At 59.5% G+C, this 23,794-nt stretch carries 19 protein-coding genes and 1 pseudogene; 8 read left to right on the top strand and 12 right to left on the bottom strand.

All coding sequences use genetic code 11. The features are described 5' to 3' along the window. Positions 1-3 precede the first annotated feature (3 nt). Both pheT and pheS read right to left on the bottom strand, forming a co-directional pair. Positions 4-2,391 (bottom strand): phenylalanine--tRNA ligase subunit beta, encoded by a 2,388-nt coding sequence (gene pheT, locus BN1137_RS02570; RefSeq protein WP_050717099.1) that lies wholly within the window; start codon positions 2,389-2,391, stop codon positions 4-6. Positions 2,392-2,403: 12 nt separating this feature from the next. Beyond that, positions 2,404-3,387, bottom strand: a complete 984-nt coding sequence (gene pheS, locus BN1137_RS02575) for a phenylalanine--tRNA ligase subunit alpha (RefSeq protein WP_050717100.1) — start codon at positions 3,385-3,387, stop codon at positions 2,404-2,406. 524 nt (positions 3,388-3,911) lie between these two features. On the opposite strand from pheS, the gene BN1137_RS02580 reads away from it, so the two are divergent. Both BN1137_RS02580 and BN1137_RS02585 read left to right on the top strand, forming a co-directional pair. Further along, a complete protein-coding gene (locus tag BN1137_RS02580) occupies positions 3,912-4,763 on the top strand; it encodes an aldo/keto reductase (protein ID WP_050717101.1) in 852 nt (283 codons plus the stop codon). A gap of 40 nt (positions 4,764-4,803) precedes the next feature. Then, positions 4,804-5,796: an aldo/keto reductase gene (locus tag BN1137_RS02585; RefSeq protein ID WP_198150580.1), complete on the top strand. Its 993-nt coding sequence runs from the start codon at positions 4,804-4,806 to the stop codon at positions 5,794-5,796. 53 nt (positions 5,797-5,849) lie between these two features. Here BN1137_RS02585 and BN1137_RS22785 read toward each other — a convergent pair whose 3' ends face one another. Both BN1137_RS22785 and BN1137_RS22790 read right to left on the bottom strand, forming a co-directional pair. Continuing rightward, positions 5,850-6,281, bottom strand: a complete 432-nt coding sequence (locus tag BN1137_RS22785; protein WP_232306880.1) for a LysR substrate-binding domain-containing protein — start codon at positions 6,279-6,281, stop codon at positions 5,850-5,852. Next, entirely contained in the window at positions 6,187-6,741 is a 555-nt protein-coding gene (locus BN1137_RS22790) for a LysR family transcriptional regulator (protein WP_232306881.1), read from the bottom strand. The genes BN1137_RS22785 and BN1137_RS22790 overlap by 95 nt, the downstream gene beginning before the upstream one ends. A 356-nt stretch (positions 6,742-7,097) precedes the next feature. On the opposite strand from BN1137_RS22790, the pseudogene BN1137_RS02595 reads away from it, so the two are divergent. Together BN1137_RS02595 and BN1137_RS02600 are read left to right on the top strand one after the other, a co-directional pair. Further along, positions 7,098-8,721 (top strand): annotated as a pseudogene (locus BN1137_RS02595) (phosphoethanolamine transferase). A 221-nt stretch (positions 8,722-8,942) separates the two neighbouring features. Next, positions 8,943-9,635, top strand: coding sequence for an alpha/beta hydrolase (locus tag BN1137_RS02600; RefSeq protein WP_050717102.1), 693 nt, complete (start codon positions 8,943-8,945; stop codon positions 9,633-9,635). Positions 9,636-9,732: 97 nt separating this feature from the next. Here the strand turns inward: BN1137_RS02600 and BN1137_RS02605 are convergent, their stop codons facing one another. The 5 genes from BN1137_RS02605 to thrS all read right to left on the bottom strand — a co-directional run bounded on the left by BN1137_RS02605 (position 9,733) and on the right by thrS (position 15,311). Continuing rightward, a complete protein-coding gene (locus tag BN1137_RS02605) occupies positions 9,733-11,727 on the bottom strand; it encodes an alkyl/aryl-sulfatase (protein WP_232306882.1) in 1,995 nt (664 codons plus the stop codon). Positions 11,728-12,176: 449 nt separating this feature from the next. Beyond that, positions 12,177-12,533: a 50S ribosomal protein L20 gene (gene rplT, locus BN1137_RS02610; RefSeq protein ID WP_005300683.1), complete on the bottom strand. Its 357-nt coding sequence runs from the start codon at positions 12,531-12,533 to the stop codon at positions 12,177-12,179. A 14-nt stretch (positions 12,534-12,547) separates the two neighbouring features. Next, complete coding sequence (gene rpmI / locus BN1137_RS02615) at positions 12,548-12,745, bottom strand: 50S ribosomal protein L35 (RefSeq protein ID WP_005315535.1); 198 nt, start codon at positions 12,743-12,745, stop codon at positions 12,548-12,550. Between the two features lie 85 nt (positions 12,746-12,830). Next, on the bottom strand, positions 12,831-13,379 hold the full coding sequence (infC, locus tag BN1137_RS02620) for a translation initiation factor IF-3 (RefSeq protein WP_042638200.1): 549 nt from the start codon (positions 13,377-13,379) through the stop codon (positions 12,831-12,833). 3 nt (positions 13,380-13,382) lie between these two features. Then, positions 13,383-15,311: a threonine--tRNA ligase gene (gene thrS / locus BN1137_RS02625; protein ID WP_042638198.1), complete on the bottom strand. Its 1,929-nt coding sequence runs from the start codon at positions 15,309-15,311 to the stop codon at positions 13,383-13,385. A 410-nt stretch (positions 15,312-15,721) separates the two neighbouring features. On the opposite strand from thrS, the gene BN1137_RS02630 reads away from it, so the two are divergent. Continuing rightward, a complete protein-coding gene (locus BN1137_RS02630) occupies positions 15,722-16,447 on the top strand; it encodes a metallophosphoesterase (RefSeq protein WP_050717104.1) in 726 nt (241 codons plus the stop codon). A gap of 3 nt (positions 16,448-16,450) precedes the next feature. Here BN1137_RS02630 and BN1137_RS02635 read toward each other — a convergent pair whose 3' ends face one another. Then, complete coding sequence (locus tag BN1137_RS02635) at positions 16,451-17,038, bottom strand: tetratricopeptide repeat protein (protein WP_050717105.1); 588 nt, start codon at positions 17,036-17,038, stop codon at positions 16,451-16,453. 172 nt (positions 17,039-17,210) lie between these two features. Here BN1137_RS02635 and BN1137_RS02640 point away from each other — a divergent pair, with 172 nt between their 5' ends. Next, complete coding sequence (locus tag BN1137_RS02640) at positions 17,211-18,266, top strand: PA0069 family radical SAM protein (protein WP_050717106.1); 1,056 nt, start codon at positions 17,211-17,213, stop codon at positions 18,264-18,266. Positions 18,267-18,874: 608 nt separating this feature from the next. Here BN1137_RS02640 and BN1137_RS02645 read toward each other — a convergent pair. Both BN1137_RS02645 and gyrA read right to left on the bottom strand, forming a co-directional pair. Further along, positions 18,875-19,054, bottom strand: coding sequence for a hypothetical protein (locus BN1137_RS02645; protein ID WP_050717107.1), 180 nt, complete (start codon positions 19,052-19,054; stop codon positions 18,875-18,877). 367 nt (positions 19,055-19,421) lie between these two features. Next, a complete protein-coding gene (gyrA, locus tag BN1137_RS02650; protein ID WP_050717108.1) occupies positions 19,422-22,196 on the bottom strand; it encodes a DNA topoisomerase (ATP-hydrolyzing) subunit A in 2,775 nt (924 codons plus the stop codon). Positions 22,197-22,384: 188 nt separating this feature from the next. On the opposite strand from gyrA, the gene ubiG reads away from it, so the two are divergent. Next, on the top strand, positions 22,385-23,101 hold the full coding sequence (gene ubiG / locus BN1137_RS02655) for a bifunctional 2-polyprenyl-6-hydroxyphenol methylase/3-demethylubiquinol 3-O-methyltransferase UbiG (protein ID WP_050717109.1): 717 nt from the start codon (positions 22,385-22,387) through the stop codon (positions 23,099-23,101). Further along, the gene (locus BN1137_RS02660; RefSeq protein ID WP_050717110.1) at positions 23,101-23,787 is read left to right on the top strand and encodes an HAD family hydrolase; all 687 of its coding nucleotides are present in this window, start codon (positions 23,101-23,103) and stop codon (positions 23,785-23,787) included. The genes ubiG and BN1137_RS02660 overlap by 1 nt, the downstream gene beginning before the upstream one ends. Positions 23,788-23,794 lie beyond the last annotated feature (7 nt).

Here is a 23,794-nt window from a genome sequence, read left to right on the forward strand (position 1 = left end):
AGATCAATCCCTCAAGGATGCATTCAACTCTTCACCAAGGGCCCGCACGACATTGTCTACGGTCTCGGCGATCTCTTTCTCCTCCAGGGTGCGTTGGGTGTCTTGCAAAACAAGACTGATAGCCAGGCTCTTCTTGTCCTCTGCCATACCAGCACCCTGGTATACGTCAAACAAGTTTATTCCAACTAACTGATTTCCGCCAACTTTTTTAATTACTGCGAGCACATCGCCGGCCAGAACCGCAGTGTCGACCACCACGGCGATGTCACGACGGTTGGCCGGGAAGCGAGAGACTTCGGCCGCAACCGGCACCTTGGCAGGGATCAGCTTGTTCAATTCCAGCTCGAACATGATGGCACGAGTCTTGAGACCCAGCTTCTTCTCAAGGCTTGGGTGAATGACACCGATGTGGCCGATCACCGCGCCATTGCGCAGGATGGCCGCACTCTGACCCGGGTGCAGGGCACTGTGCTCGGTACGCGCGAAGCTGAAGCTCGCCCCTTCGGCGGTGAGATCCAGCACCGCTTCCAGATCCCCTTTCAAATCAAAGAAGTCGCTGCCGCGGCTCTTGATGTCCCAGTGCTCATCGCTCTGGTTGCCGGTGATGATGCCGGCCAGCATGGGCTCCTGACGGATGCCGTTCTCGGCGCTCGCGTCTTTGATGAAGCGCAGGCCTTGCTCGAACAGACGCACCCGACCCTGCTGACGGTTCTGGTTGTAGACCACCGCCTGCACCAAACCCGGGAACAGGGAGACCCGCATGGCGGACATCTCGACCGAGATGGGGTTGGGCAGCACTATGGCGTCGCTCTGCGGGTAGAGCAGTTGCTGGCTCTTGGGATCCACAAAGCTGTAGGTGATGGCTTCCTGGAAGCCGCGGTCCACCAGCAGATCGCGCACCCGCTTGAGGGTCACCTGACCTTCCGCCTGCTCAACCATGGCGAGCGACGCTGCCGGTTTCAAGTTCGGGATGTTGTTATAGCCGTAGATGCGGGCCACTTCCTCAATGAGGTCTTCCTCGATGGCGATATCGAAACGCCAGGAGGGCGCCAGTGCGGTCCAGCCGTCGGCCTCCACGGTCACCTGCATGCCGAGGCGAGTCAGGATCTCGAGTACCTGGGCATCGCCCACGCTGATGCCGATCACCTTGTCGAGCTTGGTGCGACGCAGCTTGATCGGGGCAGCCTTCGGCAGATGGGCGTCGGATTTGACCTCGACCACCGGGCCCGCTTCGCCGCCGCAGATATCCAGCAGCAGACGGGTGGCCCTGTCCATCACCTTGGCTTGCAGTTGTGGATCCACCCCACGCTCGAAACGATGGGAAGAATCGGTGTGCAGGCCATAGGTTCGGGCACGGCCGGTGATGGAGAGCGGCGCGAAGAAGGCGCACTCCAGCAGCACGTCGGTGGTCTCGGTGGAGACGCCGGTGCGGGCGCCGCCAAAGATGCCGGCCATGCAGGCAGGGCCTTTGGCATCGGCGATAACCAGCGTAGTCTCTTTGAGTTTGACCTCGTTGCCGTCCAGCAGGGTCATAGGCTCATCGGCCTTGGCGCGGCGCACCACCAGCTCACCCTCGAGGGTCGCCAGATCGAAGGCGTGCATCGGCTGACCGTATTCCAGCATCAGGAAGTTAGTGATGTCGACGATGGCGTCGATGGAGCGAATGCCGCCACGGCGCAGCTTCTCTTGCATCCAGAGCGGGCTCTGGGCGTGCAGGTTCAGCCCCTTGATGACACGGCCGAGGTAGCGCGGGCAATCTGCCGGTGCTTCGACCCGGATCGGGAAGGTCGCATCTATGGTGGCCAGGGTAGGTGCCCAGCTCGGCTCGACCACGTCGGCGCTGTTGAGTACACCAATCTCGCGGGCAAGACCCGCGATGCCGAGGCAGTCGGCGCGGTTCGGGGTCAAGTCCACGTCGATGGCGACGTCATTGAGGTTCAGGTAGTCACGGATATCGGTGCCGACCGGGGCATCGGCTGGCAGCTCAATAATGCCGTCCGCTTCCACTTCGATGCCGAGCTCGCTGAAGGAGCAGAGCATGCCGTGGGACGGCTGGCCGCGCAGCTTGGCTTTCTTGATGGTGAAATCGCCCGGCAGGGTCGCGCCCACCTTGGCCACACACACTTTCAAACCGGTGCGGCAGTTCGGCGCGCCGCAGACGATGTCCAGCAGTTCGGCTTCGCCCACGTTGACCTTGGTCACCCGCAGCTTGTCGGCGTCAGGGTGCTGGGCGCACTCGACCACTTCCCCGACCACCACGTTGTTGAACTGACCGGCGACCGCCTCGATGGCGTCCACTTCCAGACCAGCCATGGTGATCTGCTCGGCCAGTGCGTTATCACTCAACTCGGTGCGGACCCACTCCATCACCCAGGATTTACTGAATTTCATGTTCTCTCGCCCTTACTTGAACTGCTTGAGGAAGCGCAGGTCGTTTTCGAAGAAGGCACGCAGGTCGTTGACCCCGTAACGCAGCATGGTCAGGCGCTCAACGCCCATGCCGAAGGCAAAACCGGAGTATTTTTCCGGATCGATGCCGACCGAGCGCAGCACGTTCGGGTGCACCATGCCGCAGCCCAGCACTTCCAGCCACTTGCCGTTCTTGCCCATCACGTCCACTTCGGCGCTCGGCTCGGTGAACGGGAAATAGGAGGGACGGAAACGGATGGTGAGATCTTCCTCGAAGTAATTGCGCAGGAAGTCGTGCAAGATCCCCTTCAGCTCGGTAAAGCTGGCATGTTCGTCTACCAACAGCCCTTCGACCTGGTGGAACATCGGGGTGTGGGTCATGTCGTAGTCGTTACGATAGACGCGGCCCGGCGCGATGATGCGAATGGGCGGCTGCTGATGCTCCATGGTGCGGATCTGCACACCGGAGGTGTGGGTACGCAGCATCAGGTCCGGGTTGAAGTAGAAGGTGTCGTGATCGGTCCGGGCCGGGTGATGGGCCGGGATGTTCAGGGCATCGAAGTTGTGGAAGCCATCTTCGATTTCGGGACCGCGCTCCACTTTGAAACCCATCTCGCCAAACAGGCGCTCGATGCGCTCGATGGTGCGGGTTACCGGGTGCAGACCACCGTTCTCGATGCGGCGACCCGGCAGGCTGATGTCGATGGTCTCGGCGGCCAGCTTCTGGTTCAGCTCCTGGGCGGCCAGCTCATCGCGACGCGCGTTCAGGGCATCCTGAACCTGCTGCTTTGCCTGGTTGATCACGGCGCCCGCGGCGGGACGCTCTTCGGCGGACAAGGCCCCGAGGGTCTTCATCTGCTCGGTAAAAAAGCCTTTTTTACCCAGATATTTGACCCGGATCTCGTCGAGGGTCGCAACGTCATTGACGCCCTCAATTTCGGCCTTGGCCTGGCCGACTACTTCTTCAAGCTGTTGCATGTCTTCCTCGTCACCACTCCCGGAACAGGAGCCTGTTAGGCTAAATAAGGTCAAGAGGGGGATAATACAAAAAAAGGCCCTTGGCTGACCATAGTTAAGGTAGGCTTTTCTCCCGAGAAATCATTTTGTTATGACCAGGCAACCGATTGGCCGCCGAGGGTGATATACCGAGATCTCGCGCCGCCCGACTCAGGCCTGGCCGCACATCGATATAGAATATAGTGCCAAATCAATATGATGGGCCAAACCATCCTGCTTCATCGTCTTCGCTTATCGGCCCTGTCCCCTCCTCTCCCCTGCTGCGCCCTGCCGTCTCGCCGACCCAGCCCAGGTCCTTGCTGGCAAAGAGCCCCGACTGTCACCGCCAGGGCCGTTCCAGAAAAAGGGCCTTATATAGCTCCCATCGGCTCAGGGCATGACGCCGATTGATGAGTCAGAGCGATAAACCCTAGCGGATTGCACCATCTAATCCGCGCAATTGCACTGGGTTATGCTGCTGGCACAGCACAGATGAGGAGAATGTCATGCAAACAGTCAGGCTGAACAACGGGGTCACCATGCCCCTGCAGGGGTTCGGGGTCTTTCAGATGACGGAGGCTGCCGAGTGCGAGCGGGCCGTGGTCGATGCCATCGAGGCTGGCTACCGTCTCATCGACACCGCCGCCTCCTATCAGAATGAAACTCAGGTGGGCAACGGCATCCGGCGCAGCGGGATCGTGCGCGGCGAGCTGTTTGTCACCACCAAGCTGTGGCTGCAGGATGCCAGTTACGAGGGGGCCAAGGCCCAGTTCGAGCGCTCCTTGCACCGGCTGCAACTGGATTATGTGGATCTCTACCTCATTCACCAACCTTATGGCGATGTGCACGGCGCCTGGCGCGCCATGGAGGAGCTCTATCGGGCGGGCAAGTGCCGCGCCATCGGGGTGAGCAACTTCCACCCGGATCGGCTGGCGGACCTCATCGCCTTCAATCAGGTGCCCCCCGCGGTCAACCAGATAGAGGTGAACCCCTTCCACCAGCAGATGCACCCCGTGGCCTGGATGCAGAGCCGCGCCATCATGCCCCAGGCCTGGGCCCCCTTTGCCGAGGGGCGCAACGGCCTGTTCCAGCACCCCCTGCTCAGCGCCATCGGCGAGCGGCATGGTAAGAGCGTGGGTCAGGTGGTGCTGCGCTGGCTGTGGCAGCGCGGCGTCCCCTCTCTTGCCAAGACGGTGCGCAAGGCGCGCATGGTGGAGAACCTCGATCTGCAGGATTTTGCCTTGAGCGACGAGGAGATGCTGCAGATAAGCGCCCTGGACACCGGCACCAGCGCCTTCTTCTCCCACCGGGATCCGGCCAGGGTGGAGTGGCTAACCGGCCGCCGGCTCGATGTCTGATATCACCTTATTGAATTCAAAGAATCCTAAGAGGAGTTCCATGGTGCAAACCCGTCTGCTTGGCCAATCCGGCCTGCGCGTCAGCGCCCTCGGCCTTGGCTGCATGGGGCTGAGCCACGGCTATGGCCCGGCTACCGATCGCGGTCAGGCCATAGCCCTTATTCGCGCCGCCGTCGATCGCGGCGTGACCCTGTTCGACACCGCCGAGGTCTATGGCCCCTATCTCAATGAAGAACTGGTGGGTGAGGCCCTCAAACCGGTGCGGGACAAGGTGGTGATCGCCACCAAGTTCGGCTTCACCTTCGGCGCCGATAACCAGCAGCAGGTACTCAACAGCCGCCCCGAGCAGATCCGGGCGGCGGTCGAGGGATCCCTGCGCCGTCTGCAGACGGACGTCATCGATCTGCTCTACCAGCACAGGGTGGATCCCGAGGTGCCCATCGAAGAGGTGGCCGGCACGGTGAAAGACTTGATTGCCGAGGGCAAGGTCAAGCACTTCGGCCTGTCGGAGGCGGGTGCCCAGACCATCAGGCGCGCCCATGCAGTGCTGCCGGTGACGGCGCTGCAGAGCGAATATTCGCTGTGGTGGCGGGAGCCCGAGCGGGAGATCTTGCCGTTGCTGGCGGAGCTGGGGATAGGTTTCGTGCCCTTCAGTCCGCTGGGCAAAGGCTTTCTGACTGGCGCCATCAAGGCAGGTACCACCTTTGGCGTGGATGATTTTCGAAGCAAGGTGCCTCGCTTCGCGGCCGAGGCGCTGGCGGCCAACACGCAGTTGGTGGCGCTGCTGACGGAGCTGGCTACGCAACGAGGCGTCACCCCGGCCCAGATAGCCCTCGCCTGGCTGTTGGCACAGCAACCCTGGATAGTGCCCATCCCCGGCACCACCAAGTTGTCTCGACTCGATGAGAACCTGGGGGCGGCGCAGCTCGGTCTGACGCCGGCGGAGCTGGATCAGATAGCCAGCGCACTCGCCCGGGTGCAGATCGTCGGGGATCGCTATCCCGCCGCGCTGCAGGCCAGGGTGGGTCGCTGATAACATGCCTCTGAGGGCGGACGTTGTCAGTCGGCCCTCTTTGTTATCAGCCCCTACTCCTGGTGGCGCAGCGCCTCAATCAGCCGCACGAAGGCAGGCGGGTGCTGCTTGCGGCTCGGGTAGTAGAGGTAATAACCGACGAAGGTCGGGCACCAGTCGTTCAGCACCTGCACCAGGGTGCCCGCTGCCAGCGCAGCCTGCACCATATCTTCCGGCACGCAGGCGAGCCCCAGGCCAGCGGCGGCGGCATCGATCCGCTCACTGAGCAAGTTGAGGGTCAGCTGGCCCTCAACCCGTACCCGCAGCGGCTTGCCGTTGCGTTCAAACTCCCAGTGATAGAGGCCACCGGCGGTGGGCAGGCGCATGTTGATGCAACAATGCTGTTGCAGCTCATGGGGCGTCTGCGGCGTGCCGCGACTGGCCAGATAGGCGGGGGAGCCCACCACCACCATGCGCATGTCCGGCCCGATCCGCACCGCCACCATGTCCTTGTCGACGCTCTCCCCCAGCCGCACGCCCATCGAAGCGCCCGGCGACAATGTCGACCAGGCCGTTGTCTACCACCAGCTCCACGTTGATCTGGGGATAGGCCTTGAGAAACGGCTTGAGCTTTGGCCACAGCAGGCTGCGCACCGCGTGCTCACCGGCGGAGAGGCGCAGGTTCCCCGCGTCCTGGCCGTTCATCTGTATGATGTCGCCGAGGGCCTGTTCGAGATCCGCCAGGCGGGGCTCAAGGCAGTCGATTATCCTTTCGCCAGCCTCTGTGGGCGCCACACTGCGTGTAGTACGGGTCAATAACCGGATATTCAACCGCCCTTCCAGCCCCTTGATGGCATGACTCAGGGCGGACTGCGAGACCCCCAGCTTGCCGGCGGCGCGGGTGAAGCTGCGATCTTTCGCCACCGCCAGAAACAACTGGAGATCATTGAAGTTTTCTTTCAGCACGGACTCTTCCTTAAACTGATCCCTTAACCCACCCGGCCATTCCCGGCGCCGGGTTCCGTCTGGCCTCAGCCATCTTACCCCGTTAAAGCCTTGGGGGATGCGCTTTCTGCCCTGCCCCCTCGAGCGTTTAACCATCACAGCGTCGACAGCGCGCGGCCCGGCATCCCCTTTGCCTCACTATTCTTACAACTCACTCATTTACGTCACTTTTGCGAAACATGACAGTTGACATAACTAACAGTTAATGGCGACTATGCAGGGCGCCGCTCGGCACCTTATGGACGAGGATGAGCAGCAATAACAAGCAGGGACGACATCGTCACTGCACCCAGTTCGAGGCCACTTAGGGAAGAGTCATGCCTGCCATTTTCACCATCAAAGCTGTTCCACTCGTTTTTCTGTTGGCGCTGCTCTTTACCGCCATGCTCAACTGGCCCATCCTGCTGCACTTTTACGATATCCTGACCAAGCTTGAGCACGTCAAGCTGGGGTTTGTCATTTCCATTCCCATCGTGCTGGTCGCGGCACTGAACTTCGTGTTCATGCCCTTCTCCCAGCGCTATCTGTTCAAGCCGTTCTTCGCCTTGCTGTTTGTCCTCAGCGCCATCGTCAGCATCACCATGCTGAAATATCAGGTGCTGTTTGATCACGAGATGATCCAGAACATCTTCGAGACCAACCGCAGCGAAGCTGCATTCCTACCTCAGTTTGTCCATGGTGACATGGATCTTCTTCACCGGGGTCCTGCCTGCCATCTTGCTGTTTTTCATTAAAATTGAATACGCCAGCAGCTGGTACAAGGGACTGTTTAGCCGCGCCTTGTCCATGGCCATCTCCCTGGTGGTCGTGGCGGGGGTAGCCGGGCTCTACTACCAGGACTATGCCTCGGTCGGTCGCAACAACCAGAACCTGAATCGCGAGATCATTCCTGCCTACTTCGTCTACAGCACGGCCAAGTACGTCAACAAGCGTTACCTGGCGACCCCGCTTCCCTTCACCACCCTGGGCAAAGATGCGACCCGGCCGGTCAAGACCGACAAGCCGACCCTGATGTTCCTGGTGATAGGCGAAACCGCCCGCAGCAAGAACTTCTCCATGAACGGCTATGAAAAAGAGACCAACGCCTTTACCAGCCAAGTCGGGGGCGTCATCTCGTTCCAGAATGTGCGCTCCTGCGGCACGGCGACCGCAGTCTCGGTGCCCTGCATGTTCTCCAACATGGGACGCGCCGGATTTGACGGTAACAAGGCTCGCAACAGTGAGGGCCTGCTGGATGTGCTGCAACGAAGCGGGGTATCGGTGTTCTGGAAGGAGAATGACGGTGGCTGCAAAGGGGTGTGCGATCGCGTCCCCAACATTGAGATCAAACCCAAGGATCACCCTGAGCTCTGCGATAAGAACACCTGCTATGACGAGGTGATGCTCAAAGGGCTGGATGAAGAGGTGGCCAACATGAGTGGCGACAAGCTGGTGGCATTTCACCTCATCGGCAGTCACGGCCCCACCTATTACAAGCGCTACCCCGATCACCATCGCACCTTTCTGCCCGACTGCCCGCGCAGCGACATCGAGAACTGCACCAACGAGGAGCTGGTCAACACCTATGACAACACCATCCGCTACACGGACCATGTGATAGCCCAGATGATATCCAAGCTCAAAGCCCACGAGGCGCAGTACAACACGGCGCTCATCTATGTCTCGGATCATGGTGAGTCGCTCGGCGCGCTGGGGCTCTACCTGCACGGCACCCCCTACAAGTTTGCCCCCGACGATCAGACCCGTGTGCCCCTGCAGGTCTGGATGTCCCCCGGCTTCTCCGAGGGCAAGGGCATGGACATGAGCTGCCTGCAGGAGAAGGCGACGGGCGATCGCTTCTCCCATGACAACCTGTTCTCTTCTGTGCTCGGGATCTGGGACGTGGCGACCTCGGTCTACAACCCGCAGCTCGACATCTTCAGCCCCTGCCGCGACACCTAATGAAACCATGCAAGGGGAGCGGTGCCTCCCCTTGCCCGGCAATGACACGATATGACTCTCCCCCGCGAGGCAAAAGACCCCGTTTGAGCAACTCCCGCACCTCTCTTGCGGCGCAGCCATCGACACTGGCATCCATCTGATATCGAGAGGCACCCTCGCTATACTTGGTTACTTCCACCGCCCCACCATCGGGGCCCGCTCAGCCTGAGGAGAATGACACCATGAACGAACAACCCACCATAGTGCTGGTACATGGCTTCTGGGGCGGTGCCATGCACTGGCGCAGAGTCATCAGCCAGCTGCTTCGACACGGTTTTACCCAATTGCACGCGGTTGAACTGCCGCTGACCTCGCTGGCAGACGATGCCGAGCGCACCCGCAAGATGGTGGCGCAGCAATCCGGCCCCGTGCTGCTGGTCGGCCACTCTTACGGCGGCGCCGTGATCACCGAGATGGGCGATATGCCGAATGTCATTGGTCTGGTTTATGTTGCCGCCTTTGCCCCCGATGCTGGCGAAAGCGCGGGGGGCATCACTCAGGCCAGCCCACCGGCGGCCATGGCCAACATCGTCGGCGACAGTGACGGCTATCTCTGGATCAAGCAAAGCGAGTTTCACGCCAGTTTCTGCCAGGATCTCACCCCGGAAGAGGCGCAGGTGATGGCCATCACCCAGAAGGCGCCACTGGGTTCCACCTTCGGTGACAGCATCCAGGCGCCGGCCTGGCAGAAAAAACCGAGCTGGTACCAGATCTCCAGCGACGACCGCATGATAAGCCCGGACAACCAGCAACGAATGGCCGCGCGCATCCATCCCCGCAAGAGCATCACGCTCAGCGCCAGCCATGCCTCGCTGGTCTCACGGGCCGATGAAGTGACGGCCCTTATCATCGAGGCGGCCACCCAGACGAGGTGACGCGCTAGCAGAGCCCTCGCCGCGGTTGCTGGCGGTCCATTCAGACATAAAAAAGGGCGTGGTCTTTGACCACGCCCTTTACTCTGGGAGTTACGGCTTAAGGGGTAACGATATTGAACCAGAACTCGAAGTTATCCAGATAACCGAGCACTTCCTTCAACTTGTCACTATTACCACTGATCTTGACGTCACCCGCGGTGATGGCTTTCTCCAGGGTGGTTTGTTTCAGGATCAGGTTGTTCAAGGTGTCACGGGACAGGGTGATGGTGGTATCGGCGTTGCTGGCCTCGGCATTCGCGGTGTGGTTCAGCACCCCGTTTTCCAGCTCAACCTTGTACTTGCCACCGGTGTCGCCGAAGTCGAAGTTCAGTACTGCCTTGGCCGCGCCGGACTTGGGCCCATTGAGGCGAACCGCCAGATAGTCGAAGAACATATCCAGCGACATGGCGCGTACCGTATCCGGGCTCGCGGTGTTGGGGGTCGCCATCTTGGTCACGCCGCTACGCAGCTCCTTGGCCCCGGTCAGGTAGAAGTTGCGCCACGGACCTGACTCGGCCTGATAACCCATCTGCTCGAGGGCATCGGCTTCCAGCTCGCGGGCTGCCTTGTTGCTGGGATCGGCAAACACCACGTGTTTGACCACCTGCGCAACCCAGCGGTATTCGCCCTTGTCATAAGAAGCCTTGGCTTTCTTCAGCACCGCATCGGCGCCACCCATGAACTCCACATACTTCTTGGCAGACTCGGTCGGCGTCAGCTCGTTCAGGGTCGCCGGGTTACCATCGAACCAGCCCAGATAGAGCACATAGGTCGCCTTGACGTTATGGCTGATGGAGCCATAGTAGCCACGGTTGGCCCAGGTGTTGGCCAGGGTGTCGGGCAGCTTGAACTGCTCGGCGATCTCGTCCCGGGTGTAGCCCATGTTGGCCAGGCGCAGCGTCTCATCGTTGATATAGCGATAGAGGTCGCGCTGGGATTTCAGCAAGGTGGTGACGTCTTTGTTGCCCCAGGTTGGCCAATGGTGCTGTGCAAACATCACCTCGGCCTTGTCTCCCCACATGGAGAGCGCCTGGTTCAGGTATTTTGACCAGGGCAGCGGCTCACGGATCTTGGCGCCACGCAGCGAGTAGGTGTTGTGCAGGGTATGGGTCGCATCTTCGGCGGCAGAAATGGCTTTCTTCTCTTCGATGTACCACAGCATCTCGGACGGAGCTTCCGAGCCCGGTGCCATCATGAACTCATAGGTCAGCCCATCGATGACTTCTTTCTGACCGGTTTTGGTGATGTAGTCCGTCGGCGCAATCAGGGTCACTGTCCCCGCCGAGGTCGTCGTGCCCAGCCCGGCACCGACCTGACCCTTCGCATCGGCCGGCAGCAGGTTGCCATACATGTAGCTGGCACGGCGGCTCATCACGTTGCCCGCCATGATGTTCTCGGCAACAGCAGCTTCCATGAAGCCTTCCGGCGCATAGACCTTGACCTTGCCAGCCTTGACGTCGGCTTCGTCGACGATCCCGCGCACACCGCCGTAGTGATCGACGTGGCTATGGGTATAGATCACCGCCTTCACCGGCTTCTGGCCGCGATTCTTGTAGTACAGATCGATACCGATCTTGGCCGTTTCGGCCGAGACAAGCGGATCGACCACGGTAATGCCATCTTTGCCTTCGATGATGGTCATGTTGGACAGATCGAGGTTGCGGATCTGATAGATGCCATCCGTGACCTGGAACAAGCCACTGATATTGATCAGCTGAGACTGACGCCACAGGCTGGGGTTGACGGTAGCGGGGGCCTTCTCCCCTGCCTTGATGAAACCGTACTTCTGCGGATCCCAGATAAGGTTGCCCGCTACACCCTTGATGGCCGCCGACGGCAGGGCCGCGATAAAGCCCTTGTTGGCGTTCTCGAAATCGGTCTTGTCTGCGAAGGGAAGCTGCTTGAGCAGTTGGTCATTGGCGGTCTGGGTCGCGGCCGCCGCATCCTTGCGCAGATCGTCTGCGGCAAAGCTCGGAACAGACAAGCTGGTCACCAGGCCCGCCAGCATCAACTTGACGATGACGGGTTTGATTTTCCTGTGCATTGATTTCATGTTCTCTCCCTGTTGTAAACGGACTTTCTATTTTCATCACAAAAACATAACTCATAGAGACTCTCTTGATATCGCCTCTTAATCAAGCTTTTACACAATAAATACAATGGGTTGCTATATGTACAGCGTAAAGGGTAGCTGACGATGCCAAGTCAGTGAGGAAATAACCGAGGTCGAGGAAATGACAGGGTCAGTGAGTCTGAGCCCAGTGCTGGCAGGGAACGAGGAGGAGGCTGTCGTCCTGGACGGTAGGAGGGAGATGACGCCATGACGATGGCGGCGCTAAGTGAACTGGCTAATCGTTACACAACAACGGGAGAAGGAGTGGCCTGTCTTTGCTCACCGAGCGCGACAATAAATGTCATCCATGGGCGCTTGGTAAAGGCGCGAGAGAACAAAAACAAAAAAGGAGGCCTGAGCCTCCTTTTATCTTTCATAACAGAACCGGATTAAACCAGCGCTGCTTTAGCCTTTTCAACCAGGGCGGTGAAAGCCAACTTGTCGTGAACGGCGATATCGGACAGGATCTTGCGATCGATCTCGATAGAAGCCTTCTTCAGACCGTTGATCAGACGGCTGTAGGACAGACCGTTCTGACGGGCAGCAGCGTTGATACGCGCGATCCACAGTTGACGGAACTGACGTTTCTTCTGACGACGGTCACGGTAGGCATACTGACCGGCTTTAGTTACCGCTTGTACCGCTACGCGGTAGACACGGGAACGGGCGCCGTAGTAACCCTTGGCGGCTTTCATTACTTTCTTGTGACGAGCGCGAGCGGTCACACCACGTTTAACTCTTGGCATTTTTCACATCCCCCTTATGCGTACGGCAGACAAGCGACAACACGTTTGTGGTCGGCAGCAGAAACCATGAACTTCGGCCCCAGCTTACGCTTACGCTTACTGCTCTTCTTGGTCAGGATGTGACGCAGGTGGTTGTGCTTGCACTTGAAGCGACCTGAGCCAGTCTTCTTGAAGCGCTTTGCGGCGCCCCGGTTGGTTTTCATCTTCGGCATTTCATACTCCGCATTGTGAGTGACAACAAAATCGCAAGGCGAACCGACTCATGGGACATGCCCATGAGTCAATTTCTTGTGGGCCTTAAGATTTCTTCTTAGGTGCGAGAACCATCACTGCTTGACGGCCTTCGACTTTCGGGAACGATTCTACTACGGCCAACTCTTCCAGATCGTTTTTGACTCGCTCCAGAACCTTGATACCAAGATCCTGGTGGGCCATTTCACGACCACGGAAGCGCAGGGTGACCTTAGCCTTGTCCCCGTCTTCCAGAAAGCGAACCAGGTTGCGTAGTTTTACCTGATAGTCGCCTTCGTCAGTGCCAGGACGGAATTTGATTTCCTTGACCTGGACGACTTTCTGCTTTTTCTTCTGTTCTTTGGTGGTCTTGCTCTTTTCGTAGAGGAATTTGCCGTAATCCATGATCCGGCAAACGGGCGGCTCAGCGTTAGGACTGATCTCGACCAGATCCACTCCAGCCTCAAGGGCCAAGTTCAGAGCATCTTGGATGGAGACGATGCCAATGGCTTCACCATCCAAACCGGTCAGACGAACTTCTTTCAGACGGATCTCTTCATTGATCCGGTGAGCGCGGGCTTGCGGTTGCTTGCCCAGTTTTTTTCCGCCTTTTATAGCTTATTCCTCCACTTTCTTTTGTCCGCGGGTCTGAACTTCCTGGGTCAACAGAGCGATTAACTCTTCAACAGGATAAGTGCCCAGGTCAGCCCCTTTACGAGTCCGTACTGCAATCTTGCCGGCTTCAACTTCTTTATCGCCGCAGACCAACATGAAAGGAACTCGTTTCAAAGTATGCTCGCGGATTTTAAAGCCAATCTTCTCATTTCTCAAGTCCGCTTTTGCGCGAAGGCCCGCATCATTCAATGCTTTGGCAACTTTCACCGCATATTCGGCCTGATTGTCCGTGATATTCATGACCACGGCCTGAGTCGGTGCCAACCAGGTCGGGAACAGTCCCGCGTACTCCTCGGTCAGAATACCGATGAAGCGTTCGAGAGAGCCCAGGATGGCGCGGTGGATCATAACGGGTACATGACGCTCGTTATCTTCCCCGACATAGGTGGCACCCAAACGACCCGGCAAGGCAAAATCGAGCTGCACGGTACCACACTGCCACGCACGATCAAGACAATCGTGCAGGGTGAATTCTATTTTGGGTCCGTAGAAGGCGCCCTCACCCGGCTGCAGATCGTACTTCAGACCGTTCAACACCAGGGCTTCGGCCAGAGCGGCCTCGGCGCGATCCCAGGCTTCATCGGAACCGATACGCTGCTCGGGACGAGTGGACAGCTTGACCACGATGTTCTCGAAACCAAAGGTGCCATAGACGTCATAGACCATACGGATACAGGCCGAGACCTCTTCCATGATCTGCGCTTCGGTACAGAAGATGTGCGCATCATCCTGGGTGAAGCCGCGCACCCGCATCAGGCCGTGCAGGGAGCCTGACGGCTCGTTGCGGTGGCAAGAGCCGAATTCGGCCATGCGCAGCGGCAGATCGCGATAGGACTTCAAACCCTGGTTGAAGATCTGTACGTGACCCGGACAGTTCATCGGCTTGATGGCGTACTCGCGGTTCTCGGACTGGGTGGTGAACATGGCCTGGGCGTATTTCTCCCAGTGGCCTGAACGCTCCCACAGCACGCGATCCATCATGAAGGGACCCTTCACTTCCTGATAGTCGTACTCTTTGAGCTTGCCGCGGATGAAGGTTTCCAGCTCACGGAAGATGGTCCAGCCATCGTTGTGCCAGAACACCATGCCGGGCGCTTCTTCCTGCATGTGGTACAGGTCGAGTTGCTTGCCAATCTTGCGGTGATCGCGCTTGGCGGCTTCTTCCAGACGCTGCAGGTACGCCTTGAGCTGTTTCTTGTCGGCCCAGGCGGTACCGTAGATGCGCTGCAGCATCTTGTTGTTGGAGTCGCCACGCCAGTAGGCGCCGGACATCTTCTGCAACTTGAAGTGGTGGCAGTGACGCATGTTGGGCACGTGCGGGCCACGACACATGTCGACGTACTCTTCGTGATGGTACAGACCAGGCTGGTCATCACGGGCAATGTTCTGATCCAGGATCTCGACCTTGTAAGTCTCGCCACGGGCTTCGAACACGTCGCGTGCTTCCTGCCAGGAGACCTTCTTCTTGACGACGTCGTAATCCTTGGCGGCCAGCGCCAGCATGCGCTCTTCCAGGGCAGCCAGATCCTCGTCGGTCAGGGTGCGATCGAGATCGATGTCGTAATAGAAACCGTTGTCGATGACCGGACCTATGGCCATCTTGGTCTGCGGCCAGAGCTGCTTGATGGCATGACCCAGCAGGTGAGCACAGGAGTGGCGCAGGATGTCCAGACCTTCTTCGTCTTTGGCGGTGATGATGGCCAGCGAAGCGTCGGCTTCGATCAGCTCGCAGGCATCCACCAGTTCACCGTTTACCCGACCGGCAATGCACGCCTTGGCGAGACCGGGACCGATGTCCGCGGCCACGTCCATGACGGAAACGGCGTGGGCAAATTGACGTTGGCTGCCGTCAGGCAGAGTAATGATTGGCATAATTGCTTCCTTAACAGTGGTGACCCCTACCAAAGGCCACGTGTGAAATGAAAATGTCCTTTAACGTCAAGCCACTCACTTTGATGTTTCACCGTTCACAATACGGTTGGTACACGCCGTGGTACACACTCTGTGCCGTGTGTTTTGCTATCAATTATCCGGAACCGTTGCGGATTGTATCAGACGTGACCAGCGAGACAAGTTACCGTGCAGGATCCGCAAGTCATAACGGGTGAGCAAGGGGCATCACCCCAGTGCTGGCGCCTCGTCATTCAGGAGGTCCGCCTTTCATATCAAGCTGGTGATAGTGAACGAGGGCAGTCAACATTAGACATGCCGCAGCAATAGCTTTATCAAGTTCGGTCAGTGGGCACCGTAACAGGCAGCGCCAACACAGAAAGGAGGAATAGATGAACCCGTCGCCACTCGCCCAACACTTTCCCCTTAACACTCGGGGACGCGATCTGGCCGTCGGAGATATCCACGGCTACTTCTCGCTGTTGCAGCAGGCGCTGCGGCAGGTGGAGTTTGATCCCCAGTGCGATCGCCTGTTCTCCGTCGGCGATCTGACCGATCGTGGGCCCGAATGCCGGCAGGCGCTCGCGTGGCTGAGCCAACCCTGGTTCCACCCGGTCTGCGGCAACCATGACGATTACGTCTGCCGCTTTGAAAGCTGCGACACTCACAACTGGATACAAAATGGCGGAAGCTGGTTCCAATCCCTGAGCCTGAGCGAACGAGCCGAGTTTGCGGCCCGCTACCGGGCACTGCCCATCGCTATCGAGGTAGAGACCCCAACCGGCCCCGTCGGGCTGCTGCATGCCGATTGTCCCTTCCCCTCCTGGCTGACCCTGATGGATAAGCTCGGTGCCGGGGTGGCAGGCGGCCAGCTGCGGGCCATCAAGAACGTCTGCCTGTGGTCACGCCGGCGCATCGACAGCCTGGATGAGAGCGGGGTGGAAGACCTGGTCGCCATGGTGGTGGGTCACACCCCGCTGAGTGCGCCTGCCCGCCTTGGTAACGTGTTCTACATCGATACCGGCGGTTGGTATCCGCAGGAGGGCGGCTTCTTTACCCTGCTGGATCTGCACAGCCTAGCTCCGCTGACCCGCACCATGACAGGGGATCTCGCCTAGGCGTCAGCCGGCCAGCAAAGGTTGCCAGTTGAAATCGAACTGGCTCTTGCCCTCCTCCGCCAGCGCGAGCTCTTCCAACACCCTCAATGCCAGCTTGTTGCCCTGCTGCGACGCCTGATAGAGCCACTGCTTGGCAGCGGCCATGTCCACCCGGCCATTGACCCCCATCAGGTGCAAAATGCCCAGCTTGAGCATGGCGGGCACATCGCCGTTGTGAGCGGCCAGATCCATCCAGTGAAATGCGACGCGCAGATCCCGCGGCACCCCGACGCCACGCAAGTAGAGCTCCCCGAGCCGATATTGACCAAAGGCATCCCCCGCCTCGGCGGACTGGCGATATAAAGCGATGGCGCGGGCCAGATCCTGCTCGCTCCCCTGCCCCACCTCATGACTCCAGCCCATCAGCGCCTGCGCCCTGGGCTGGCCCTGCTCTGCCAGCGGCTGCCAGATGTGAGTCGCGTCATCGAACTGACCCACGCGCCAGGCCCGGTTGGCCGCCGCCAGATCCTGCTCGGTGGAGAGCGGGATCAGACGCCAGATGACCAGACCAATGACACCGATAAAGAGCCAACGAGCGGTAGTGGGTTGCATGATGATTTCCGTGATCCAGTTCTCATTTCGTCTATGTAAACGAAATGTAGCAACAGATCAAGCAGGAGATTCATTTGCGATGCAGTTTTATCCAAGGCGGACGACCGGACTTGCAGTTTGTCGCCACCCTCGCCACAATAACTGTATATATAAACAGTATTGGTGTGATGGTATGGCAGGACGAGGCAGCAGTCACAATGTCGAGCACCGATTCAGCGGCCCGCAGATAGAGGCCGTCGACGATGGCTGGCAAGCACAGGAGTGGGAAGCCGCGTTTCAACATCAGGCGCCCCAGACCGAGGTACGCGAGATAGCAGCCAAGATCATCATCAGCCACAATCTGTCGCCGGATGTGCCCTTTGGCCTCTCCATCAACCCCTATCAGGGCTGCGAGCACGGCTGCATCTATTGCTACGCCAGGCCCAGTCACGCCTACCTTGAGCTCTCGCCGGGCCTGGATTTCGAGACCAAGTTGTTTGCCAAGCTCAATGCCGCCGAGTTGCTGCGCCGGGAATTTGCCAAGCCGAGCTACCAGCCCCAGACCATAGTGCTCGGCGCCAACACCGATCCCTACCAACCCATCGAGCATCACTACCGGCTCACCCGCGCGTTGCTGGAGGTGATGCTGGCGCACCGCCACCCGGTGGGGATCATCACCAAGAGCGCCATGATATTGCGCGATCTCGACTTGTTGGGGGAGCTCGCCAATGAGGGACTCTGTCAGGTGATGATATCGGTCACCACCCTCAACGAAACCCTGAGGCGGCAGCTGGAGCCCAGGGCCAGCACCGGGGCCGGGCGCTTGAAGGTGATCGAGAAGCTGGCCGGGGCCGGGGTGCCGGTCGGGGTGCTGGCCGCCCCCATGATCCCGCGCCTGAACGAGCCTGAGCTCGAGCAGATCATCAAGTCGGCGGCCGCGGCGGGCGCCGGCTACGCCGACTACATACTGCTGCGCCTGCCCCATGAGCTGACGACTGTCTTCAGCGACTGGCTGGACGAGCATTATCCGGGCCAGAAGGAGGCTGTCCTGAACCAGCTGCGGGCCAGCCGTGCCGGCAACCTCAACAGTCCCGCCTTCGGTACCCGCATGCGGGGAGAAGGCCAGTTTGCAGACTTGCTCGCCCAGCGCTTTCGGTTGATCAGCAAACGTCTCGCCCTCGGCAAGCGCCACGTTCAACTCAACCAGACCCGCTTTATTCGCCCAAACGAGCAGCTACGGTTGTTCTAGAACTACGCCAGAAGGGCGTGATGGATGCGTGGCAGGCGCGGTGTTCAACTGAGCCAGACTAGTTTCAATTCGCCCTAACGAATAGCTACGTCTGTTCTAGAACGGAGCCAGAGAGGTGTGACGGATGCGCGTCAGGCGCCATATTCAACTGAACCAGACTCGCTTTATTCGCCCCAACGAGCAGTTACGGCTGTTCCTGGGTTGCACAGGACTGCGTCAGGAATGAGCGATAAATGTGTAGCAGACGTGGTGATCAACGGAGCCTGCTCCACTCCAACCGTGCTTGCCGGTAGTTGCGACTGTTCCAGGAATGTGCAGGAATGTGCGATGAAAATGCGTAACAGGCCCCGTGTTCAACGGAGCCTGGATCCGCATTAGCCATCCCAGCCTTTCATGGCGCCTATTACAAAGCAGCGCTAATGGGCACCATAAGCGACAGATTCGGCTCGACCTGATCCGTATCACCTCCAACGCGCGGTGACGCCTGCTCCGAGGCTGCACCAAGATCGAGCTGCGGGACCTTCTATAGAACCGGTCCCGCGTCATCTGTTCAGCTAGCAATAGCACCCGCGGTTGCGTGAAGAGTTCGCCTCGGGCAATCAGCGACGTCAGCCTCTTGGCCTCGGCGGATAAGGCCGCGCCGGCTTGCCCTGGGCAATCAGCTCCACCGGCAGGCGCGATGGCTCATGGGCCACCTCCTCGTCGTGAATATCGCTCCCCTGTCTGCCGGAGGAGGCCTCCCCCCACATCCGGCTCCACCAGATCTCCCACATTATCCAACTGGTCATATGCTGCTCCCTTGGTTAGGTGTTGGCAGATTGTCGGCAAGTGACGACTGGCGCGCTCGGTGCGGCCCGTCCATCACTGAGGGCAGCTTGCCTCGCCCCTGTGACAAGGGGGTGACGATAGGATGATCCCTTGATGAAACGGCGCTCCCACTGTCGAGCCCCTCAGCGCCGACCCTGTCTGGACAGCCGCAATACAGGTCATTAATACAGCATAAAAAGCCAAGAAATGGCAATTAAACATCGCACTTTAACTACCTAGGAATGAGGTTCCGTGGATAAGGGAGGTGATGTCGCCAAGATGGCGCTAAAAATAGCGTAAAAAAAGAGCGACCCTGAGGTCGCTCTTTTTATCGGAGTAGACGGGCGATTATTCGTCGCCAGCCGTTCCCTCTTCGCTGGTGCCTGCGTCGGCAGCACCGGCATCTGGCGCGTTGTCTGCGCCTTCAGCCTGCTCACCGTCGATGGCCACGACGTCGGTCTCTTCTTCGTCGCTCTCGGCGATGCGCTGCAGGCCGACCACGGTCTCGTCTTCCCCGGTGCGGATCAGACGCACACCGCCGGTGTTACGGCCGATGATGCTGACCTCGGCGACGCGAGTACGGACCAGGGTGCCGCCATTGGTGATCAGCATGATCTGGTCGGTATCTTCGACCTGGATCGCATCGATCACCTTGCCGTTGCGGTCATCCACCTTGATGGAGATGACGCCCTGGGTACCACGGCTCTTGGTCGGGTACTCGTCAAGGGCGGTACGCTTGCCGTAGCCGTTCTCGGTGGCGGTGAGGATGGCACCCTCGCCACGGGGGACGATGAGGGAAACCACCTTGTTGCCACTGGGCAGACGGATACCGCGCACACCGGCGGCGGTACGACCCATGGGACGCACGCCCTTGAAGGCACCCTTGGTTTCGCTGCCTTCGGCACCGTCGTTGCTGTCGCTGCCTTCGTCGTCGTTGCCGGCGTCATCGTCGTTCTCGACGTCGTCGCTGGCATCGGCTGCATCGGCGCGGCCGCTGCCTTCTGCGAAGCGAACCACCTTGCCCGCGTCGGAGAACAGCATGATCTCGTTGCTGCCGTCGGTGATATCCACCCCGATCAGCTCATCGCCCTCTTTGAGGTTGATGGCCCGGATCCCGGAGGAGAGCGGACGGCTGAACGCAGACAGGCTGGTCTTCTTCACGGTGCCGTCGGCGGTGGCGAAGAAGACGTACTTGTCATCGCTGTACTCGTTCACCGGCAGGATGGCGGTGATGCGCTCACCCTCTTCCAGCGGCAACAAGTTGATGATCGGACGACCGCGGGCGCCACGGGACGCCTCCGGCAGCTGATACACCTCGAGCCAGTAGACCTTGCCACGGGTGGAGAAGCACAGAATGGTGTCGTGGGTGTTGGCCACCAACAGACGCTCCACAAAGTCCTCTTCCTTGATCCGGGTGGCCGACTTGCCCTTACCACCGCGGCGCTGGGCCTCGTAGTCGGTCAGCGGCTGATACTTCACATAGCCCTGGTGAGACAAGGTAACAACCACGTCTTCCGGGGTGATCAGATCCTTGGTATTGAGCTCGATGCTGGAGAAGTTGATCTCGGTGCGGCGGGCGTCGCCATACTGCTCGCGCACGGCCAGCAGCTCATCACGGATCACTTCCATCAGCCGCTCTGGGCTTGCCAGGATGAACAGCAGCTCGGCGATCAGATCCAGCAGAGATTGGTACTCTTCCAGGATCTTCTCGTGCTCGAGGCCGGTCAGCTTGTGCAGACGCAGGTCAAGGATGGCCTGGGCTTGCTGTTCGGTCAGGAAGTACTGGCCTTCACGGATACCGAACTCCGGCTCCAGCCACTCGGGACGGGCCGCGTCATCGCCTGCTTTTTCCAGCATGCCAGCCACGTTGCCGAGCTCCCAGCCGTTCGCCACAAGCTTGGCCTTGGCGTCCGCCGGGGTGTCGGAGTGACGGATCAGCGCGATGATGGGATCGATGTTGGCCAGCGCAACCGCCAGACCTTCCAGGATGTGGGCCCGATCCCGCGCCTTGCGCAGTTCGAACACGGTCCGGCGGGTCACTACCTCACGGCGGTGCAGCAGGAAGGCATCCAGGATCTCTTTAAGGTTCATCACCTTGGGCTGATTGTTATCGAGCGCCACCATGTTGATGCCGAACGTGGTCTGCATCTGGGTGTGCTTGTAGAGATTGTTCAGCACAATCTCGCCGGACTCGCCGCGCTTGATCTCGATAACGATGCGCATGCCGTCTTTATCAGACTCATCGCGCAGGGCGCTGATGCCCTCAACCTTTTTCTCTTTGACCAGCTCGGCGATCTTCTCGATCAACCGCGCCTTGTTCACCTGATAAGGCAGCTCGTGAACGATGATGGTCTCGCGACTCGTCTTGTCGTCCACTTCCACTTCGGCCTTGGCGCGCACATAGATGGAGCCACGACCGGTACGGTATGCCTGCACGATGCCGGAACGACCGTTGATGATAGCGCCGGTGGGGAAATCCGGGCCGCTGATGTAGGTCATCAGCTCATCGATGGTGAGGTCGCCATTTTCGATCAGCGCCAGACAGCCATTGACTATCTCGGTGAGGTTATGGGGCGGAATGTTGGTCGCCATGCCCACCGCGATACCGGAGGAACCGTTGACCAGCAGGTTGGGCACTTTGGTGGGCATGACCGCCGGGATCATCTCGGTGCCGTCATAGTTCGGCACCCAATCCACGGTCTCTTTGTCCAGATCGGCCAGCAACTCATGGGAGATGCGCGCCATCCGCACTTCGGTGTAACGCATGGCGGCGGCGCTGTCGCCGTCGACCGAACCGAAGTTGCCCTGACCGTCGACCAGCATGTAACGCATGGAGAAATCCTGCGCCAAGCGGACGATGGTGTCATACACGGCGCTGTCGCCATGCGGGTGATATTTACCGATTACGTCACCGACCACACGGGCCGATTTTTTATAGGGCTTGTTCCAGTCGTTCCCCAACTCGTTCATAGCAAACAGAACGCGGCGGTGAACCGGTTTCAAGCCATCACGCACATCCGGCAGAGCTCGTCCTACGATCACGCTCATGGCGTAATCAAGATAGGAACTCTTGAGCTCTTCTTCGATGTTGACCGGCGTGATCTCTCTGGCCAGATCGCTCATAGAAAGCCTTAATCCCTAATTAGTTGTTCTTTGGCTTAAACAGCGCGACATAGTAACACAGGACGTGAAATACCTTAAGCCGCAAATCAGGCTGGTTTGCATAAGTGCGTCCGTTATAATGCCCGCCAGGACAATAGATTGCGCGCATGTCATGCAGCTGTCGCGCCCCTGCCACAGGATCCACGAAAATGAATACTGATGCCAATGTCGATCTGACAGAAATCGCCAAATTTGAAGCCATTGCCTCCCGCTGGTGGGACATGGAGGGCGAGTTCAAGCCACTGCATCAAATCAACCCGGTGCGCCTTGACTGGATAACCGACCAGAGCGGCGGCCTGTTTGGCAAGCGGGTACTCGACATCGGCTGCGGTGGCGGCATCCTCTCCGAGAGCATGGCCAGACGCGGCGCCAAGGTGACCGGTATCGACATGGGCAAAGAGCCCCTCGGCGTGGCCCGCCTCCATGCGCTGGAGCAAGGGGTTGAGCTGCACTACCAACAGATGACCGCCGAGCAGCATGCCAACGAGGCCCCCGGCCAGTATGATCTGGTCACCTGCATGGAGATGCTCGAGCATGTGCCGGATCCGGCCTCGGTGCTGCGCGCCATCGCCACCCTGGTGCGCCCGGGCGGCAAGGTGGTCATCTCCACCATCAACCGCAACCCGAAAGCCTATCTGATGATGATCCTCGGCGCCGAATATCTGCTGAAAATGGTGCCCAAGGGCACTCATGACCACAAGAAATTCATCACCCCGGCCGAGCTGTGCCGTATGGGCGAGGCCGCCGGCCTGCTGGTGCGCGACATGAGCGGGGTGCACTATGCGCCGCTCTCCAACCGCTTCAAGCTCGGCGCCAACGTCGACGTCAACTACATGGTGGCGTTCGAGCGCCCGGAGCAAGGCTGATGGGCACCACCGACAAGGCGCCACTGCGCTGCGTGCTGTTTGATCTCGACGGCACCCTGCTCGACACTGCGCCGGATCTCGGCGCCGCCGTCAACCACGTGCTGATAAGCGAAGGTTTCGCGCCACTCTCTGACGACGTTATCCGCCAGACCACCTCCCACGGGGCGCTGGGGCTACTCAGGGCGGGCCTTGGGGACGAGCTGCTCGAAGAGCTCGGCGCCACTCGCCTTCGCACCGCCCTGCTCGATTACTACGCGGCCAATCTGTGCGTCGGTACCCGCCCCTATGACGGTATGCTCGCGCTGATCGAATGGTTAGAGGAAAAAGAGCTGCCTTGGGGCATAGTCACCAACAAGCCGGGCTTTCTCACCGAGCCACTGCTGGCCGCCCTGCCGGCCCTTGCCAATTGCGGCGTAACGGTCAGTGCCGACACCCTGCCGGTGCGCAAACCCGATCCCGCCCCCATGTATTACGCCTGCGAGCAACTCGGCGTGGACGCGGCGCACTGCCTCTATGTGGGGGATCATGTGCGCGACATCGAGGCGGGTCGCAATGCTGGCATGCGCACCGCGGTAGCGGGCTGGGGCTATCTGCACGATGACGAGGATCCCGCCGAGTGGGGCGCGGACTTGCAATTCGATACCGTGCAGGCGCTGCACCACTGGCTGCGCTACGAGCTGAGCTGAGCCCGAA

The sequence above is a fragment of the Aeromonas tecta genome (genome assembly GCF_000820185.1).
GTDB classification, from domain to species: Bacteria; Pseudomonadota; Gammaproteobacteria; order Enterobacterales; family Aeromonadaceae; genus Aeromonas; species Aeromonas tecta.

Bases quoted from the DNA above. Each gene is read 5' to 3' on its own strand.
- pheT (WP_050717099.1), bottom strand. From the start codon at position 2,391: ATGAAATTCAGTAAATCCTGGGTGATGGAGTGGGTCCGCACCGAGTTG.
- pheS (WP_050717100.1), bottom strand. From the start codon at position 3,387: ATGCAACAGCTTGAAGAAGTAGTCGGCCAGGCCAAGGCCGAAATTGAG.
- BN1137_RS02580 (WP_050717101.1), top strand. From the start codon at position 3,912: ATGCAAACAGTCAGGCTGAACAACGGGGTCACCATGCCCCTGCAGGGG.
- BN1137_RS02585 (WP_198150580.1), top strand. From the start codon at position 4,804: ATGGTGCAAACCCGTCTGCTTGGCCAATCCGGCCTGCGCGTCAGCGCC.
- BN1137_RS22785 (WP_232306880.1), bottom strand. From the start codon at position 6,281: ATGGTGGCGGTGCGGATCGGGCCGGACATGCGCATGGTGGTGGTGGGC.
- BN1137_RS02600 (WP_050717102.1), top strand. From the start codon at position 8,943: ATGAACGAACAACCCACCATAGTGCTGGTACATGGCTTCTGGGGCGGT.
- BN1137_RS02605 (WP_232306882.1), bottom strand. From the start codon at position 11,727: ATGAAATCAATGCACAGGAAAATCAAACCCGTCATCGTCAAGTTGATG.
- rplT (WP_005300683.1), bottom strand. From the start codon at position 12,533: ATGCCAAGAGTTAAACGTGGTGTGACCGCTCGCGCTCGTCACAAGAAA.
- rpmI (WP_005315535.1), bottom strand. From the start codon at position 12,745: ATGCCGAAGATGAAAACCAACCGGGGCGCCGCAAAGCGCTTCAAGAAG.
- thrS (WP_042638198.1), bottom strand. From the start codon at position 15,311: ATGCCAATCATTACTCTGCCTGACGGCAGCCAACGTCAATTTGCCCAC.
- BN1137_RS02630 (WP_050717104.1), top strand. From the start codon at position 15,722: ATGAACCCGTCGCCACTCGCCCAACACTTTCCCCTTAACACTCGGGGA.
- BN1137_RS02635 (WP_050717105.1), bottom strand. From the start codon at position 17,038: ATGCAACCCACTACCGCTCGTTGGCTCTTTATCGGTGTCATTGGTCTG.
- BN1137_RS02640 (WP_050717106.1), top strand. From the start codon at position 17,211: ATGGCAGGACGAGGCAGCAGTCACAATGTCGAGCACCGATTCAGCGGC.
- BN1137_RS02645 (WP_050717107.1), bottom strand. From the start codon at position 19,054: ATGACCAGTTGGATAATGTGGGAGATCTGGTGGAGCCGGATGTGGGGG.
- gyrA (WP_050717108.1), bottom strand. From the start codon at position 22,196: ATGAGCGATCTGGCCAGAGAGATCACGCCGGTCAACATCGAAGAAGAG.
- ubiG (WP_050717109.1), top strand. From the start codon at position 22,385: ATGAATACTGATGCCAATGTCGATCTGACAGAAATCGCCAAATTTGAA.
- BN1137_RS02660 (WP_050717110.1), top strand. From the start codon at position 23,101: ATGGGCACCACCGACAAGGCGCCACTGCGCTGCGTGCTGTTTGATCTC.